This window comes from Nostoc sp. (genome assembly GCF_036919575.1).
Classification (GTDB): domain Bacteria; phylum Cyanobacteriota; class Cyanobacteriia; order Cyanobacteriales; family Nostocaceae; genus Nostoc.
Genome location: NZ_JBALBY010000123.1, coordinates 1 through 16,104, shown reverse-complemented (window position 1 = coordinate 16,104; position 16,104 = coordinate 1). Strand labels below are relative to the sequence as shown.

Here is a 16,104-nt window from a genome sequence, read left to right as displayed (position 1 = left end):
GGTCATTGGTCATTGGTCATTGGTCATTGGTCATTGGTCATTGGTCATTGGTCATTGGTCATTGGTCATTGGTCATTGGTCATTGGTCATTAGTTCACTGACTAGCGACTAAAGATTGCCGAAGCCTTTTTTCTTTTTTTCTTTCTTTTTCTTTTTGGTGGCTGGGGCACCACCACCGTAACCTCGCCATCCGGGGGCTGCGGGGCGATCGCCTGCACCGGCGAAGGCATTACCCATACCGCCACCACCGCCGAACATTCCCGGCATTCCAGGGAAGCCACCTTGACCCATTTGCTGCATGAGCGATCGCATTTTTTGGAAATCACCCACGAGTTTTGTGACATCTGACTCTCTATAGCCGGAACCAGAAGCAATCCGCCGCCGCCGACTGGGAGAACTAGCTAATAAATCGGGGTCGTGGCGTTCTTGGCGAGTCATGGAGTTAATCATCGCCTCACAGCGCTTGAGTTGGGTTTCTCCCTGCTTGAGTTGATCGTCTGAGAGCTTGTTCATCCCTGGAATCATCTTGATCAAGCCTCCCAGAGATCCCATATTCTTCAGCATCCGCAACTGCTTGAGAAAATCAGTAAAGTCAAACTTCGCTGAGAGGATTTTCTCCTGCATTTTCTCCGCATCTGCTAAGTCAAACTCTTCCTGGGCTTTTTCTACCAAGGTGAGAACATCACCCATTCCCAGAATCCGCGATGCCATGCGATCGGGATAAAACGGTTGCAGTGCCTCGACTTTTTCACCCACGCCGACAAACTTAATCGGCGCTCCCGAAATCTTTCGCACCGAAAGCGCTGCACCGCCACGGCTATCACCATCCAACTTGGTGAGAATCGCCCCAGTAATTCCGATCTTGTCATGGAAGGTGCGGGTAAGATTGGCTGCCTCTTGACCAGTCATCGCGTCCACCACCAAGAGAGTTTCATGGGGTTGGACTGTGGCTTTGATGCGGGCTAATTCCGTCATCATTTCTTCGTCAATTTGCAGGCGTCCAGCAGTATCAATAATTACTGTATTTACACCTTCTGCCCGAGCGCGTTCTACACCCTGTCGAGCAATTTCTACGGGATCGGCATCGCTTCCTAGTTCAAATACTGGTACGTCAATTTGCTTACCCAACGTTACCAACTGATCGATCGCGGCTGGGCGATATACGTCTGTCGCCACCAATAAACAGCTACGATCTAATTTTCGCAGATGTAAGGCTAACTTAGCGGTAGCTGTGGTTTTACCAGTACCTTGCAACCCAGCCATTAGCACAATAGTAGGCTTTTCGGGGGCTTCTACTATGGGAACATTTTCTTCTCCCATCACCTGCACCAGTTCATCGTGAACAATTTTGATAAACTGTTGGTCAGGTCGCACGCCGGTAATCACCTCGGCTCCCTGTGCTTTGGCTTCGACTTCGCTAATAAAATCTTTGACTACCTGGAGGTTGACATCTGCCTCCAACAAGGCGCGGCGCACTTCGCGCAAAGCATCTTGAATGTTGGATTGAGAAATTTTGTCCTGTCCCCGCAGTTTCTTCCAGGCGGATTCTAAACGGTCAGATAATGCATCAAACATAATGTAATTACAGGTAATTCGCCAATGGAAAATTTTAAACCGCCGATGAATGCGATTCCGAATTTTCGCTAAAGTTTTAACGTGCTATCTACCAGCTTAATATTTTTCACCGCGACTGTAGCAATCAGATACTGAGTATGGGGACTCCGATGCTTGAATACTCGCTAATGCAACCCGATCGCCGCGATCGCTAATTCGTAATATTATGAGTTAGGTGTCTATGCGAGCCAAGATGTCGCAGCGAATCAAAGTTTACTCCTACTCGATATACCACTCGTCAAATTCATATATTGGTATTGCTCTTGCCGAAAAAGCATTGCAGGGATTGCCAGTTGATATTGAACGACGACCAATCTACATACCGAAGGAGCGAGGTATAAAGGTAGCTGACCTGCAAGGACGAAGTGAAAGCGCCCTGTTATCGTCGTATCACAAAGAAGATTGTCTGCGGTGGGCAAAAAAGTACGGCATTGAAATTCGGCTCAAGGAGTATGAAGAATTTGGTAGGTGGGTCAAGCGCTGGGAGAAAATGAAGTTTGGTCGGGAAGAACTGACCGCCAGAGCGTATTACGCTGCTTGTGGAACCGGGAAGGAGCATCTGCTGGATGCGGCTTTCTTTCGAGCAACGTACATTGACCTGCTTGATGTCAACGATGAGTCTGTGATTAGGAAAGTTGCAAATGATGTTGGGCTGAATGGCGATCGCATTCTGGAATTAGTATACGGCGAAGCAGCCAAACAAGCAGCAGTGTCAGCCTTGGCAGAATACGAGCAATTTGGCTGTCCTGGAGTCCCAACCTGGATAGTAGAAGGCGAAAGATTTTGGGGAAAGGATCGTGTCGATTGGGTAACAGAAAAAGTCAAACAATTAGTAATCCGTAATTCGTAGCTAATTCTCTTGGGAAAAACTCTGCCTCCGGCTTCCCTCTCCTTACTAAGGAGAGGGATTGAGGGTGAGGTTTGATCTTATGTTTAATTACGCCAACCTACCTAAATTATCATTTTTAACGTAACCATTACCATCCCTTAAATTAACCAAGATAATTTTTATATATTCTTAGTGTTAGTAAATTAGTACATTTTAAATTATGTATCTCTAGAATAAAAAATTAGTGAGTAATTTCCAGAAATATATATAGGATTAGTATTTGATTTTTGAAATGCACGTAGTGGACGCTCATGGCTTTAATAGTGCATTAGACGTAGACGTAGGTTGGGTGGAGCGGAGCGCAACCCAACTGATTATCAGGATGTTGGGTTACGCAAAGCCTCCACCCAACCTACAATTTTTTTGCAACATTTTAGCCTAGACAATCCAGTACAAGACTACCGAGATTTTTTCAGAAATCAAATATGATTCCTATAGTGCCTATTTGAGGATAATCTTTGATAACGTAGCATTCTAAATTTAGAACAGACCCATCACAAATTTTGAGGTGGAAAGTTTTCAGGACAATACTTTAAATTTAAAGGTTTTTTGTGTAATGCTTTCACTTCAAGGGGATAAATGTAAGTGCGAAAATACTTCGATAAAAGTGCTTAGAAGTCGGCAGAAAGCCAAAATATTGTGGATAACATTAGGTTTACTTGCTTGTTTTTTTGTTGCTGAGTGGAGTGTGGGTTTGTGGAGTCAAAGTTTATCTCTACAAGCAGATGCAGGACATATATTATCTGATATTACAGCCTTGCTAATATCAATATTTGCAAGTTTCTTAGCACAGCAACCAGCTAAGAGTCAGGCAACATTCGGACATCAGCGTATCGAAGTTTTAGCAGCTTTGTTGAATGGATTAGGTTTAGTAGCGATCGCTACTTTTATCACATGGGAAGCTATTGGGCGCTGGCAACATCCAGCAACTCTTTTGGGCTTACCAATGTTAGGAATCGCAGTGTTAGGTTTAATCGTCAATATACTCAACATTACTTTGCTTCATCCCCATACTCACGACGACTTAAACCTACGGGGGGCTTTGCTTCATGTCATTGCTGATACTGCTAGTTCTGTTGGCGTAATTATAGCTGCTTTAGCAGTTCATCTTTGGGATTGGTGGTGGGCAGATGTCGCTATTAGTTTAGTAGTTGCAACTTTTACTGGTTTAAGTGCTTTACCCCTAGTCCAAGAAAGCCTGAAGATTTTTTTGGAGTATGCACCACAATCAATTGATCCTGTTGAAGTGGAAATATCTCTCAAGTCTTTTGCTGGTGTTGTCCAAGTAGAAAAACTTCATATCTGGGCAATTAGCTCAAACAAGGTAATGCTTTGCGCCAATTTGATAGTGGAATGTGCAACTATCCAAGAACGCGATCGCTTACTCACTCAGTTGCAAGCTCACCTCCAAACAAACTTTAATATTGCTGAAATAACTTTGCAGCTAACTAGCTATAGAAAACCTTCATTAATGCCAATTCATCCTTTATTTAACCAAGATATAGTTTTAATGTTGTCTGCGAGTAAAACAAATTAAAACCAAAATAATAGCGAAATATATTGTAATAGTAGTCTGTTAAGCGAAGTTTGAAGGGTAAAGGAACGAACCGCAAAGGACGCAAAGAGCGCGAAGAAAGAAATTGAAGAATTTATTCACCCGTCAAAGTTTCCTTGACAGACCACTAGCAAGAATTATTTTTTTGTTTATTGTCACTATCAAACACCAAAAAATTTTTCCTAAAATCAAGATTTAAATATGATGCTTATTGGCATTATTACGATTGTCAATCGCTTATTTACTAGGAGGTTTACTGAATCATGACTTTAATTCCCAAATCCCAAATGATTTCATTACTGAAACAGTACAAACGCACATTAGTTTGGTTCATATCTGGTCTGGTTCTGGCAGTGCTGTTGTTCTTCGGAACATCGAATCAACAACCAGCAACTGCCTCTAACCCTGTCTTTAACCAGAGTCATACCACACCGTTTACTCAGCTAGATGTAACTCCTACGTACTCAGACTTCAGTGCTACTCATCTAGAACCAAATTTTTATCAGTATTAACGGCTAACAAATTAACTTTAAGGCGCACTGAAATGATTTCATTTTTGCGAAAGTACAAGCGATCGCTAACCTTGACTATGGTTGGCTTTCTCTGTAGCATTCTGCTGATATTTGGTAATTCTGTTTTTCAGCCGACTATGGCCGCTGGTAATGGAATTAATGTAATTATCATGATTGGCGATGGTATGGGTTGGAATCTGGCACGGGCCGCAGCCGTTGCCAAAGGTGCCCCTTTTTACACTAGTGGTAAAGGTTCAGGTCTGAGCTTCCAAAAGCTAACTGGATATGGACTTGTTACCACCTATGGCACAACGATTCAGGGAAATACACCAGAAAAGCCAATAGATCAGCCCCACCTAACAACTAACTCTGCTCTGGATGGGTCTGATACATTCACAGGTGCAAGTCCTGTTCGTCCCAACTTCTCATTTCAGCCTACTCCTTTTAATCCAGGCGATCGACTTGATGGCAACAGTTTGGCAGATGGTAATCTGACAGGTTACGACCCTACTAAGGGCGGCCCTGTTCCCTGGATTCCTTTGACCCCTGCTAATCCTGGTACTTATGACAAAGAGTACATCAAACACAGTTATCCTGACTCTGCTAACACCGCCACGACTCTTTATACGGGCGTAAAGAGCTTTAACAACGCGATGGGTGTAGACATTTACGAGAAAAAGTTGAAAACCATCCTGGAAATTGCCAAAGAAAAAGGTAAGTCTACAGGACTGGTTACTTCCGTACCCATAAGCCACGCAACGCCTGGTGCTGCCGCTTCTTTTGTAAATCGTCGCAGCAAATACGACAGTAAATACGACCCCAGCAAGACTAACCAAGACAGTATTCTGCAACAGACGTTGCTAAACTTTCAGCCTAATGTTTTGTTGGGTGGCGGTCATCCTAAAGACTTTGATAATAGAAGTAGTACAAGTACAGCAGAAGGTGTCTTTAACTATACGTACATTACAGAAGACACTTACAAACATCTCAGTGATAACCCTAAATCCAATCGTTATGGCTATACCTTTTTGGAACGTGGGCCGAATGCAACTCAGACACTGCTAAAGACGGCTGCTAACATCGACCCAAATAAGGGAGGCAAATTATTTGGTCTATACGGTGCCCGTGGACAAGAAGGCAACCTTCCTACTAGCTCTTCTAAGGGAGACTACAGTCTGACAGGTCTGAACAACGCCTCGCTCTATAGCTCTGTTGTTAAGAGTGTAAGTCCCTGTCCATCAGGTAAGATTATTCCCGGTACAGTTGGGGATTGTGTTCCTGTGGTTGATGCAGCAGGGAATCCAATCTCTGGCCCCACACCTGATACTGTCCGTCCTCTGGCTCCCGGTGAAACCGATGCTAGTTTTATCGCCAGAGAGATTAACGAAAATCCGACTTTGGCTGATTTGAGCAAAGCCGCTCTAAAGGTTCTAGGTAAAGACAAAGACGGTTTCTGGCTGATGATTGAGGGAGGTGATGTAGACTGGTCTGCTCATGACAACAACATGGATAACCTAATCGGGACGATGAATGATTTTGATAAAGCAGTCCAGGAGGTGATTAGTTGGGTAAACAAGCATGGAGGTTGGAGTAAAAACCTGCTGCTTGTTACTGCTGACCATGACCACTACCTGACTCTGAATAATGACTTTGTTTCAAAGCTAACTCCCAATCCCGATCCTAATAAGGCTAGAGGCTTGAAGTATAACGCTAAGGACATCACCTTCAACAAGCACAACCCTAAAGACGCTGGTCACTTCTGGGGAGCTGATCCAAATTACAAGTACCTCTGGGGTAGCCATAGCCGACGGATTGTACCTGTTTACTACCAGGGTGCTTATTCATCAACTCTGACTCGCTCCTTTGGACAAAAGCTCAAGTTCACAGATAGCTCTGGTACTTACAGTGCGCCCGGTGTTCGAGGAGTAGTTGATCAGAGTCATATTTTCCAGGCGATGAAAACTGCGATCGTCAGTCCGTGAACTTACAGCTATTTTCAGGTAAATAGACCACGCGGGTAGGGGCACAGCAATGCTCATGCGTGTCAACTTAAGCTAAAAGGGCGGTTAGAAACCGCGTCTACACAGGCAAAACCCACCTTCGTGGGTTAAGAACCCTTAATTTTGTATTAGTCCACGGAGGTGGACTTTGTTTGTGTAGCCGCGAATTCCATTCGCCAAGGCTTAAGTTGACACCAATGAGCAATGCTGTGCCCCTACGACAGATGTGGTTCAAATACATAATTTCTGCTGTAATAGACCGCTTCACTGAACACTGACCGGATTTTAGATTTTGGATTTTAGATTTTGGATTAAAAGATTCAAAATCCAAAATCCTCGAGCAGGCGGATTGATTCGTATGGTCAATCTAAAATCCCAAATTGTCTGACTGAAAAAGTTTGTGTTGCAGAGACTTGGGAATAGATGTCTCTGTTTCATAAAACTATTTCGGTATTTTTGTATCTGTTCTTTAATCAAGGTAAAAAAAATGACTGACTCCATCTTTAAGAAGTTAGCAGCTGTAACGGTGGGAACTGCTCTGATTTTTGCGGTAGGGGAAACTATGCCCGTCCAAGCTAGACAACTCACTTATAATTTCTCTAACGAGAATAAAACTCTCACAGGGACTTTTTCCTTTGACCAAGCAGCAGCAAACGATCAAGAAGTAACGATCGCAGAAGGTTTAAAGATTTTTGCTACCTATGGTGGACAGTCATACACTGAAGCCAACGATCCTTTAGCATCAGTTTTAACCGACTTTTCGGGAACAATTTTGAACCAAGCGGGGTTGGGCTTGAATTTTACACCTAACACTTTTAATGTCTACCGTGATAGTTTTATCGATCTGAATGATTCCACTGCTGCGGGTGTTCAAACCATCACTTACACAAGTGTCCCAGAGCCAAGTTTTATGCTTGGATTGTCTGTGTTTGGGTTGGGTTTGTTCTTGGCGAAAAAGACAGCATCTTCTAGGTCATCAAGCCCAAAAGCTTAAACCAAATTATCAAAAATAAATTGTTAGGTGGTTAATTGGCATCTACATATAACAACGCGATGTGCAACTTATTCTTAAAACCCCGCTTCCAAACCTCTCCCCGTTGGCGTCAGCCTGTCGTCAGACAAGGGTCGAGAGGCTTTAAGTCTTGCTCCCCAACGCTAGTAGGGAAGGGGCTGGGGGTTAGGTTTGAGAGAAAGTTGCACGCCGCGTTATAACAGGGTGGGATTATCCACCCTGCAAATTTTTAATCTAATTTTTAATTAATTTTACATTGTATAAGATAGTTTGATTTATTCTTGCCCACTTACTTATACAGATTGTGCTGTGTGAGTTTGCTGACAATCTGCCTATAGGTCGTTGCATGAAGAAAATATACATGGATTAGTTCAGATATAATAATGACTCATTCTTTGTTATCCTAACTGGAGAAATTAATGGGTCGCGCCAAAAAGGTTGTCCTGGCATATTCTGGCGGAGTGGATACCTCAGTTTGCATCCCCTATCTCAAACAGGAGTGGGGTGTGGAAGAGGTGATTACCCTAGCAGCAGATTTAGGCCAGGGAGATGAATTAGAGCCAATTCGAGAAAAAGCTCTGAAATCGGGTGCAAGTGAATCCCTAGTGGCGGATGTCAAAGACAGCTTCGTTAAAGATTACGCCTTTGGAGCGATTCAAGCCAACGCCCTTTATGAAAATCGTTATCCTCTAGGAACTGCCCTTGCCCGTCCACTGATTGCTAAGGTATTAGTAGAAACGGCTGAAAAATATGGTGCTGATGCGATCGCTCACGGTTGCACCGGTAAAGGTAACGATCAGGTTCGCTTTGATGTCTCTGTAACCGCCCTGAACCCCAGCCTAAAGATCCTCGCACCAGCCAGAGAATGGGGCATGAGCCGCGAGGAAACCATCGCCTATGGTGAAAACTTTGGTATCCCCTCACCAGTCAAAAAATCGTCTCCCTACAGCATTGACAAGAATTTGCTCGGTCGTAGTATTGAAGCTGGTTTACTCGAAGATCCGTCATTTGAGCCACCAGAAGAAATTTATGAAATGACCAAAGCGATCGCTGATACTCCCAACGAGCCAGAGTACATCGAAATTGGTTTCCACGGTGGTATTCCCACAACTCTCAACGGTATAGCCAAAAAGCCAGTTGAGCTAATTGAAGAACTCAATCAGGTGGTAGGAAATCACGGCATCGGCCGGATCGATATGATTGAAAACCGTCTGGTGGGGATCAAATCGCGGGAAATCTACGAATCACCCGCGATGTTGGTGCTAATTCAGGCACATCGGGATTTAGAAAGCTTGACTTTAACAGCAGATGTCACCCATTACAAGCGTGGGATTGAAGAAACTTACAGCCAAATCGTTTACAACGGTTTGTGGTACAGTCCACTCAAAGTTGCACTCGATGCGTTTATTCAAAAGACACAAGAGCGAGTCTCTGGAACTGTGCGAGTGAAGTTGTTCAAGGGTAACTCTACGATAGTTGGGCGTTCGAGCGATCATTCTCTCTATACTCCCGATTTGGCAACTTATGGAGCCGAAGACAAATTTGACCATAAAGCTGCTGAAGGCTTTATCTACGTTTGGGGATTACCAACTCGTATTTGGTCGCAGCAAGTTAGGGGTTAGGAGTTAGGAGTAGAGACGCGATTAATCGCGTCTGTAACAGGAGTTTGGAGAGACGCGATTAATCGCGTCTGTACAGGAGTTTGGAGTTAAAAAAGCAAAATATAAAAGTGAAAGTTCAAAAAATAACTTTTTACTTTACTCCTCACTATTCACTCCTCACTCCTCACTCCTCATTACTCACTTCCTTGACTTGGCGAGACTCTAGCCACAGAGGGACAATAATTAAGGCAGCGAGGATTAGTAAGGCTGCGATCGCAAATTGACCCACCCAAGCAACCAATTGTTCTAAAGAGATAATTTTGCCAGCAAAGAAAGCCAATGTCACCATCAAACTAGCCCAAGCAACTGCTCCTAAAAAGTTGTATAAAAAGAATTTTCCGAAGGGCATTTCGGCTATTCCAGCTAGTGGTGCTGCAAAAACTCGCAATAATGCCAGAAAACGTCCAAAAAATACCGCTTTAGCAGCATTTTGAGTAAATTGATCTTTAATATTCAGTAGCCGCACTTCCGAAATCCGAAATATGCTACCAGCTTTTACCAGGAAAGGCCAACCGCTAACTCTACCAATCCAATAGCCACAAGTGCCGCCAATGACAGCACCCATGATTGCATCACCGAGAACTAGCCAGAAATTTAGTTCATCGCTGCCAGCTAGAAACCCGCCTACTAAGGTCACGGTTTCACCAGGAAGGGGAATGCCTAAATTTTCTAGCAAAATACCCAAAAAAATTGCCCAATAGCCGTAAGTGTGGGCGACTTTCTGGATATTTTCTAGTGAAATCAACTCTAAAGACATTCCGCACCGCCGTGTTTACAAATTTTTACTTTTACTATATCTTTGCTTGTTTTTGGCTGGGGTGTCAATCAAACCACTACATTCAGTCATCAAGTCATTAGTTTAATTCTAAATAACCCATAACTTATAGTCTATGGTAACTATTAGTTTTGACTATCAACTATGTTATTTTTAGAAATCATCACCACTAGCTCATAGTTTTTCAAAAAAATTAAAAAATTTATAAAAAATTTATAAATATCCACTACAATTATGAAAATCTTGTAAAAGATACGGCTGATACCGAAATTGTTAGGCGGTTATGCCTATATTGATGAAAGTTATCATAAATTATACGGCATGAATACTGAAATAATCACTCTCAATTGCACTCGTGCAATTGCCCAAATATCTGGGTAAAACAGTCATTTTGCTGTTTAAAGAGAAGAGGTATTGATGTCTTTTTTCAATTTTTCGTCAAGTGTTCCAATTACCCTGTTAAATTCATGACCCTCACACAAGAACTTCAAGTGATTTTGTTTAAACCCCAAGGAAGCATAGATTTGCAAGGCGGTAAGGTTTTGAGTGAACAGATGGCTGGAGTAGTGCCCCAAGCTGATCAACTCTGGGTTATCGACCTCAGAGAAGTTAATTTCATGGACAGTTCTGGGTTAGTGCCTTTAGTAAAAGGGTTGAGAGCTGCACGTCAGAGTGGTTGCCGCTTAGTTTTATGCAACGTTCAAGCTCCTGTACGGTTAATTTTGGAACTTACCCAACTGGATTCAGTGTTTGAAATTTTTCACACTTACGAAGATATTTTTCCCATCGTCAAAGATGACAGTCTGATGCTAGCAGGCTAACTAAATAAATCTACCTATAGAGGGATGGTGGAGTCAAGCAATATTTGCATTTTTTCACATTCTCCAAGATAACAGTCTGGTGCTAGCAGACTGATTTTCTGTCTAGAGAAGAATGTTGAGCAAAACTCATGGTTTTGAGCTAGGTAATATCAATGGCAGATGAATGTATCTGCTTGTTGTCAGCCAATCTACCTAAACCAGTAAAGTAGGAAATGGCCAAAATTGGTCAAAGCAATGCAATTGTTTGTGACACTCCCCAGCCTATGAAAGAGAGGGCTTTTCAAATTGTTCTGAGCTAATTGCTCTATGTGCGACGCAACTAGTGCAAGGAAGCAGGAGGTAAGAAAGGTTAGAATCTCAGCCTTTGCGTTATTTCTAACTCTATAGTTATTTATTTTTGCCTTGATGTACTACTTGGATGTCTCCAAGATGCTTTGCCGCGCTAATTTCTTACCTCTTCGATTCCACCATGATGGTAACTTTAGGCATTCTGGGGAGTCGAAATATTAGTTTGTTCGGATGCTGGGTGGGGAAAATTTGGCAAATCAATGCCGCTATGACTAGCATTGCGAGTTTTGAGTGCCAAACGATAACTCACACTTTGCAGTTCTGCTTGTAGTTGGCGGTTTTCCCGTTGTAGCATTGCTACCTTTTCTCTGACTGGCGTCATCCGCTCCTCAAACTTCCGCCGGTAAATTTGAGGTAACTCTTGTACTACTTGCTCCAACATCCGACTGCGATCGGTGAGTTCTTGAACTGACTGTCGCAATTGGTAAATTTCGGAGTCACGAGTTGTAATTTGCTCTTGGTAGAACGCCACCTGCTGCTCTACAGCTTGGAGTTGTTCTTGTAAAGCCTGCAACTGGGTTATATCCTGCTCAAGCTCCGGCTGCTGGGGCATAAAACTAGTGTTACCCTTTACCAGCCGGAAGAGTTCTTGAGATAGTTGTTGCACTAATTGATCGCGAAGTTGCAACTCTTGGCGTAGCTGCGATACTTCCGTAGAGAGAACTTGAATGTTGGGTGTATCAGATTGGCTCACAGTAGCTTACAGCTCCCATTCAGAATCTTGTCCACTCTTAGGTATAACTGCGGGAGTACTACCTTTGGCAAGTATTTGTTAATTTAGCATTCCCAGACAAGTTACGAGAAAAGAAAGAGACAAAATTTTATTGAATGGGATTGGGGAGTGGGAGTGGGGCATTGGGCATTGGGTATTGGGCATTGGGCATTGGTAAAAATTTATTCACGCCGTGTGCAACTTTACTCTCAAACCTAACCCCCAACCCCTTCCCTACCAGGGTTGGCGAGCAAGAATCAAAGCCTCTCGACCTTTCGAGGAGAGGAATGGAAGCGGGGTTTTAAAAATAAGTCGCACATCGCGTTTTATTCACTATTCTTTACTCCCTCATCTCCCTCATCTCCCTCATCTCCCTCATCCCTATCCCTTAGACCGTTGCAGCTACTTTAGTGGGTTTTTCTTTTTCCTCTTTAGCGGGTTTTTCCTCTTCAATTTCCTGCTTAACTGTCAAATAGCGAATCACTTCTTCACTCAAGCGCATGGCGCGTTCAAAGGGAGCGATCGCAGTTGCAGGCGCACTGTAATTTAACTGGATGTAGATGCCATCGCGGTGTTTTTTGATTTCATAAGCCAGACGTCGCTTACCACGATTTTGAATTTGGATATCCTGAGCGCCTTGATCGCGAAGCAAATTCTGATATTTAGTAATTGCTTGCTCTGCCTGTTCGTCTCCCAGGTCAGGACGGAGAATGTACATTGTTTCGTAACTTGTAGTCATATTTTTCAGTTTCCTCATGGACAAAAGTGGCTGCCAATGCTATTTTATACCTAATTTAAATTTAAAATTTCAGTACTAATTAACATCTGAAGCAACAAGGAACTATAATCTTACCAGTTTTCTATTTTGTTTCATTAGCCAAATCGCCGGAGTTTGGATTTTTTTGGATGTCCCTAATCAAAACTAGGTCGGGAGGCGACCCCGATATTTTTTTAGCAAGTAAGAATCCAGCTTTTGTGCTGGAGAGCAAATTGATCAAGCTATCAGCTTCGCAAACGGGTATCTTTCTTTAAGGGCATCTATAGCGATCGCTTTCAGTCTTCAAGGCTGAATCGGTTCCCTAAACAGCTAATTGAGGATTGCTACCCGCTCACAGCAACAAAAAAGCAGATAAAACAGGAGTCAGAATTCCGAATTCAGAATTCAGAATGCTCTACCCATAAAGGGATAGAGTTTTAAACAAATATTCATTACCCAGTCGTACAGAATTCAGAATTGAATTCTGACTCCTGAGTTCTGAATTCTTCTTATAAAAGGATATTCATCAAGGTTATGGCGCAGCGCTATGTGCGAATTCAAAATCCAGAAGGGCAGATTTATTATGGGTTACTCCAACTATCCCTCAATGTCCAAGTGCTAGATGCTCCGCCCTGGTTACAAGGACAACCCACTGATTTAACTTTGACGCCAGAAAATTACCAAATTCTGGCTCCTTGCGCTCCCTCAAAAATTGTGGCGGTGGGTAAAAATTATGCAGACCATGCAGCCGAAATGGGAACTCCAGTACCTTCTGAGCCACTAATCTTTCTCAAGCCACCCACGTCGATAATTCCGTCTGAGAGAGAAATTAAATATCCTCCGCAGTCACAAAGAGTTGACTACGAAGGAGAGTTAGCATTAGTGATTGGCGATTACGCCTTTGAATGTACACCACAGGTAGCCCAAACCAAAATTTGGGGCTACACCATCGCTAATGACGTCACAGCACGGGATTTACAAAAACTGGATGGTCAATGGACGCGAGCCAAAGGTTTTGATACTTTCTGTCCCTTGGGGCCTTGGATTGTGCGGGAATTAAATCCAGGAGCGAGATTGCAGACTTTTTTGAATGACGACACCAATCCAGTCCAATCTGCCTGTATCGATCAGATGGTGTTTTCCCCCGATGTTCTAGTTTCCTATATCAGTCAGGTGATGACGCTATTACCGGGTGATTTGGTGCTTACAGGTACGCCGGAGGGTGTAAGTCCGTTGCATCCAGGCGATCGCGTCCGCGTAGAAATTGAAGGTATTGGTCGCCTGGAAAACACCGTAGTGACCCGTTAACTTCTAACGCACTTGCATATACACTGCATCGGAAATCGCCGGAATTTCCGCATAACGCCCGCTTACAGACTGGATGACTGAATATGCGGCGGCTCCCACTATGCCGATAAAAATGGTTGTGGATAGGGTTTGGATTGCAAAACCACCAGAGGGAACTAGTCCCACAACATCAGTCAGGATGCTAAACAAAAAGATAATGATGTCCAAAAGGATTGCTTGCATAGTGTTGAAACGAATAAAGTGACTAATTTTTTCGTTTCTCACTACCAGCAAAAATAAAGCAAAGAAAATAATCATTCCTGCATAACGCACGCCGTAGTAGATTCTCAATAATGGCAGAAGCGGCAGAAATAGCAGTTGTAGCGGTGGAAACTCTGAGAGCAAATATCTACCAAATACAAAAACTTCTATTAGAGGAAGCAAATAAGGCAAGGAAGCAAAAATCCGATCTGAAACCGTTGTAGACCCACGCCAAGACATTATGCGTTCTCCTGTGATTAAATTTTAATACTTACTTGAGCTTAGGATAACGCAGTTGTTTAGTCTTTCTGGCAAATTCAACTATGTTTCTATATGAGCGATACGAAAGCCCATCATACACTCATACTGGTCTGCCTGCTGTTGAGTAAGCTTGCGAATCGCTTGACCACAGCGCAGTTGACCCCCACGCCAACGGGGTTGACCGCGACCGTCAGCGAGTAAACAAGACTGGCAAACTTGCTCAGGGGCAAGGATTTGCTCGTCTATTAAAATGACTAGCATCGAATCCCTCCTGTAAATTCTCATTGTCAAACAATTTTGGATTTTGGACTTCGACTTCTCTACGAGACGCTACGCGAACGCTCAGTCCTTAAAAAGCGGGACGCTACGCGAACGGCAAGGCTCAGGAACCATCGAACGATTTTGGATTGACCCCATAAATATATCTAGGGTTAAGTGTTGTGATTGGCGATCGCGCTTTGCGCCCAGATGGGCGATCGCAGAGGACACTTAAGAGCCACATCCTACTTTTTTGTAGCAAAAATATGAACAATCACAATTCAATAAAAATTGTCAAGTGAATCTAAATTTATTGTATGTTGTGTCTATTGCAAATTGGAATTTTAGTAAAAAATAATACAGAAATATTTGCAATAAGTTTAGCAGACTCAGCCAACGGTATTCATTGCATCTGTGTGAATTTAGCACTGGAGAGTGTCAAACTTAATATTTAGGAAACAACAAAAGCTTTACGCATAAGCAACACGGCGACCCTTTGAAATTCATTTGACGCGACTAGTTAAAGGGCGAGAATTCAAGTAAGTAAAACTGAGTTCACTTGATAGCGATTTAAGTGATGCATTTACAAAATACTGAGGTAAACTGGCAAGCAAGGTAATAGACAATATTACTGGGCGGCTCGTCGGTCTGGGCATCAATCACAATGGAACACTGGCAATTTCTGATACAGAAACAAGGCGCTCGCTCGTGGCATATCCTAGAATCGCCAAATTTGGAAATTTTGGAAGGGCAGTATAGAGTTTTGGCTCGTTCTAAACTTCCTAACACAGACGTGGAAGTGCGGGTAACTCACTCTTCAACCCAGGAAGTTCAACCAACGCGGCGAATTTTAAAGCGATCGCGTCGCACTAACTCAGAAGGCTTAATGGCGGTAATTCCTTTTACCTACCTCCAGACAGGAGTTTGGGAGTTGCGCTGTTGTGGCGATTTGATGTCGGATCTGTTCGGTAAATCTTGGCAGTACAGTGTCCAACTTCAAGTATTGCCCCAGGAAAGAAAGGGGGAGCAAGGGGAGCAGGGGGAGAATGTAGAATCAAATTCACCTGATTACCCAGATACTGTTTCTGAAAACTTGGAATCTATTACCGCAGCAGAACCCGCAATTAGCTTAGATCAAGCGATCGCTGTCTCCCCAAAACTGGCAATTGTTACAGACAGCAACCCTGCTAACATTATTGTGCCAGAACAAGGAAACTTGGAATCTATTACAGTAGCAGAAGCCGCAATTAGCTTAGATGAAGCGATCGCTGTTGACCCAGAACTGACAATTGTTACAGACAGCAACCCTGCTAACATTATTGTGCCAGAACAAGGAAACTTGGAATCTATTACAGTAGCAGAAGCCGCAATTAGCTTAGAT

16 protein-coding genes and 1 pseudogene are annotated in these 16,104 nt (G+C 43.2%); 11 read left to right on the top strand and 6 right to left on the bottom strand.

Annotation, left to right across the window (positions count from 1 at the left end; all coding sequences use genetic code 11):
* Positions 1-108: 108 nt before the first annotated feature.
* Positions 109-1,575 carry a signal recognition particle protein gene (ffh, locus tag V7K27_RS32770; RefSeq protein WP_334952846.1) on the bottom strand — a complete coding sequence of 489 codons (1,467 nt, stop codon included), beginning with the start codon at positions 1,573-1,575 and terminating at the stop codon, positions 109-111.
* A 220-nt stretch (positions 1,576-1,795) separates the two neighbouring features.
* Here ffh and V7K27_RS32765 point away from each other — a divergent pair, with 220 nt between their 5' ends.
* The 6 genes from V7K27_RS32765 (at position 1,796) to V7K27_RS32740 (ending at position 9,204) form a co-directional block, all read left to right on the top strand.
* Positions 1,796-2,464, top strand: coding sequence for a 2-hydroxychromene-2-carboxylate isomerase (locus V7K27_RS32765; RefSeq protein WP_334952845.1), 669 nt, complete (start codon positions 1,796-1,798; stop codon positions 2,462-2,464).
* A 646-nt stretch (positions 2,465-3,110) separates the two neighbouring features.
* Positions 3,111-4,040 (top strand): cation diffusion facilitator family transporter, encoded by a 930-nt coding sequence (locus tag V7K27_RS32760; RefSeq protein ID WP_334952844.1) that lies wholly within the window; start codon positions 3,111-3,113, stop codon positions 4,038-4,040.
* A gap of 305 nt (positions 4,041-4,345) precedes the next feature.
* Positions 4,346-4,570: a hypothetical protein gene (locus tag V7K27_RS32755; RefSeq protein WP_334952843.1), complete on the top strand. Its 225-nt coding sequence runs from the start codon at positions 4,346-4,348 to the stop codon at positions 4,568-4,570.
* Positions 4,571-4,602: 32 nt separating this feature from the next.
* A complete protein-coding gene (locus V7K27_RS32750) occupies positions 4,603-6,552 on the top strand; it encodes an alkaline phosphatase (protein WP_334952842.1) in 1,950 nt (649 codons plus the stop codon).
* Between the two features lie 505 nt (positions 6,553-7,057).
* The gene (locus V7K27_RS32745; protein ID WP_334952840.1) at positions 7,058-7,564 is read left to right on the top strand and encodes a PEP-CTERM sorting domain-containing protein; all 507 of its coding nucleotides are present in this window, start codon (positions 7,058-7,060) and stop codon (positions 7,562-7,564) included.
* Between the two features lie 437 nt (positions 7,565-8,001).
* Positions 8,002-9,204, top strand: coding sequence for an argininosuccinate synthase (locus V7K27_RS32740; RefSeq protein ID WP_334952838.1), 1,203 nt, complete (start codon positions 8,002-8,004; stop codon positions 9,202-9,204).
* 163 nt (positions 9,205-9,367) lie between these two features.
* Here V7K27_RS32740 and V7K27_RS32735 read toward each other — a convergent pair whose 3' ends face one another.
* Positions 9,368-10,000, bottom strand: a complete 633-nt coding sequence (locus V7K27_RS32735; RefSeq protein ID WP_334952837.1) for a DedA family protein — start codon at positions 9,998-10,000, stop codon at positions 9,368-9,370.
* A gap of 485 nt (positions 10,001-10,485) precedes the next feature.
* Between V7K27_RS32735 and V7K27_RS32730 the strand changes: the two genes are divergently transcribed.
* Entirely contained in the window at positions 10,486-10,839 is a 354-nt protein-coding gene (locus V7K27_RS32730; RefSeq protein WP_334952835.1) for an STAS domain-containing protein, read from the top strand.
* Between the two features lie 481 nt (positions 10,840-11,320).
* On the opposite strand, the gene V7K27_RS32725 is transcribed toward V7K27_RS32730, so the two are convergent.
* Positions 11,321-11,881, bottom strand: coding sequence for an Npun_F5560 family protein (locus tag V7K27_RS32725; RefSeq protein ID WP_334952833.1), 561 nt, complete (start codon positions 11,879-11,881; stop codon positions 11,321-11,323).
* Between the two features lie 261 nt (positions 11,882-12,142).
* On the opposite strand from V7K27_RS32725, the gene V7K27_RS32720 reads away from it, so the two are divergent.
* Positions 12,143-12,310 (top strand): hypothetical protein, encoded by a 168-nt coding sequence (locus tag V7K27_RS32720; RefSeq protein WP_334952832.1) that lies wholly within the window; start codon positions 12,143-12,145, stop codon positions 12,308-12,310.
* On the opposite strand, the gene rpsF is transcribed toward V7K27_RS32720, so the two are convergent.
* Positions 12,288-12,638, bottom strand: coding sequence for a 30S ribosomal protein S6 (rpsF, locus tag V7K27_RS32715; protein ID WP_334952830.1), 351 nt, complete (start codon positions 12,636-12,638; stop codon positions 12,288-12,290). The genes V7K27_RS32720 and rpsF overlap by 23 nt on opposite strands.
* 552 nt (positions 12,639-13,190) lie before the next feature.
* On the opposite strand from rpsF, the gene V7K27_RS32710 reads away from it, so the two are divergent.
* Positions 13,191-13,964, top strand: a complete 774-nt coding sequence (locus V7K27_RS32710; protein ID WP_334952828.1) for a fumarylacetoacetate hydrolase family protein — start codon at positions 13,191-13,193, stop codon at positions 13,962-13,964.
* Positions 13,965-13,967: 3 nt separating this feature from the next.
* On the opposite strand, the gene V7K27_RS32705 is transcribed toward V7K27_RS32710, so the two are convergent.
* Both V7K27_RS32705 and V7K27_RS32700 read right to left on the bottom strand, forming a co-directional pair.
* Complete coding sequence (locus V7K27_RS32705) at positions 13,968-14,444, bottom strand: Tic20 family protein (protein ID WP_322670288.1); 477 nt, start codon at positions 14,442-14,444, stop codon at positions 13,968-13,970.
* A gap of 81 nt (positions 14,445-14,525) precedes the next feature.
* Positions 14,526-14,726, bottom strand: coding sequence for a hypothetical protein (locus V7K27_RS32700; RefSeq protein WP_334952827.1), 201 nt, complete (start codon positions 14,724-14,726; stop codon positions 14,526-14,528).
* A 43-nt stretch (positions 14,727-14,769) separates the two neighbouring features.
* On the opposite strand from V7K27_RS32700, the gene V7K27_RS32695 reads away from it, so the two are divergent.
* Together V7K27_RS32695 and V7K27_RS32690 are read left to right on the top strand one after the other, a co-directional pair.
* The gene (locus V7K27_RS32695) at positions 14,770-14,958 is read left to right on the top strand and encodes a hypothetical protein (protein WP_334952825.1); all 189 of its coding nucleotides are present in this window, start codon (positions 14,770-14,772) and stop codon (positions 14,956-14,958) included.
* Between the two features lie 429 nt (positions 14,959-15,387).
* A pseudogene (locus V7K27_RS32690) lies at positions 15,388-16,104 on the top strand (hypothetical protein); the annotation flags it as partial.

Bases quoted from the DNA above. Each gene is read 5' to 3' on its own strand.
- ffh (WP_334952846.1), bottom strand. From the start codon at position 1,575: ATGTTTGATGCATTATCTGACCGTTTAGAATCCGCCTGGAAGAAACTG.
- V7K27_RS32765 (WP_334952845.1), top strand. From the start codon at position 1,796: ATGCGAGCCAAGATGTCGCAGCGAATCAAAGTTTACTCCTACTCGATA.
- V7K27_RS32755 (WP_334952843.1), top strand. From the start codon at position 4,346: ATGATTTCATTACTGAAACAGTACAAACGCACATTAGTTTGGTTCATA.
- V7K27_RS32750 (WP_334952842.1), top strand. From the start codon at position 4,603: ATGATTTCATTTTTGCGAAAGTACAAGCGATCGCTAACCTTGACTATG.
- V7K27_RS32745 (WP_334952840.1), top strand. From the start codon at position 7,058: ATGACTGACTCCATCTTTAAGAAGTTAGCAGCTGTAACGGTGGGAACT.
- V7K27_RS32740 (WP_334952838.1), top strand. From the start codon at position 8,002: ATGGGTCGCGCCAAAAAGGTTGTCCTGGCATATTCTGGCGGAGTGGAT.
- V7K27_RS32735 (WP_334952837.1), bottom strand. From the start codon at position 10,000: ATGTCTTTAGAGTTGATTTCACTAGAAAATATCCAGAAAGTCGCCCAC.
- V7K27_RS32730 (WP_334952835.1), top strand. From the start codon at position 10,486: ATGACCCTCACACAAGAACTTCAAGTGATTTTGTTTAAACCCCAAGGA.
- rpsF (WP_334952830.1), bottom strand. From the start codon at position 12,638: ATGACTACAAGTTACGAAACAATGTACATTCTCCGTCCTGACCTGGGA.
- V7K27_RS32710 (WP_334952828.1), top strand. From the start codon at position 13,191: ATGGCGCAGCGCTATGTGCGAATTCAAAATCCAGAAGGGCAGATTTAT.
- V7K27_RS32705 (WP_322670288.1), bottom strand. From the start codon at position 14,444: ATGTCTTGGCGTGGGTCTACAACGGTTTCAGATCGGATTTTTGCTTCC.
- V7K27_RS32700 (WP_334952827.1), bottom strand. From the start codon at position 14,726: ATGCTAGTCATTTTAATAGACGAGCAAATCCTTGCCCCTGAGCAAGTT.